Raw genomic sequence first — 561 nt, forward strand, 5'->3', positions numbered from 1 at the left:
AATATATGGGTTTCGTAGTTTTACACATGGAAAAGGCGCACGGCAGCGACAGCGGAACGACCGCACATATCGAGCGTTTCATCATACCGAAGAACGCCGACCCCACACGCACGTACTTAAACCGCAGGCTCATCGACTACCCCGACGGGGTGAAAGACCGTTCGGCGGCTATACAGCGGAGATTGGAAGAAGCGGGGCTGACACGCAAAATCGGAAGCAACCAAGTACGGGCTATCCGCATCAACGTATCGGGAACGCACGAGGACATGAAGCGGATAAAGGAAGAGGGACGTTTGGACGAGTGGTGCGCCGACAATCTGAAATACTTCGCCGACACGTTCGGAAAGGAGAACATCGTGGCGGCTCACCTGCACAGGGACGAGGAAACGCCGCACATACACGTTACACTCGTCCCCATCGTCAAGGGAGAGCGCAAGCGCAGGAAAAGGGAGGAACAGACGAAGAAGCGATACCGCAAGAAGCCGACCGACACCGTGAGGCTGTGCGCAGACGATATTATGACACGGCTGAAATTGAAGTCCTACCAAGATACCTATGCCG

At 55.1% G+C, this 561-nt stretch carries 1 protein-coding gene; it reads left to right on the forward strand.

Features of this window, described 5'->3' with window-relative positions:
• Positions 1 to 5 precede the first annotated feature (5 nt).
• A partial coding sequence (gene mobV, locus DW082_RS14170) for a MobV family relaxase (RefSeq protein ID WP_182424187.1) occupies positions 6 to 561 on the forward strand: 556 nt, incomplete at its 3' end.

Source organism: Alistipes sp. AF48-12, assembly GCF_003477565.1.
Lineage (GTDB): Bacteria > Bacteroidota > Bacteroidia > Bacteroidales > Rikenellaceae > Alistipes_A > Alistipes_A hominis.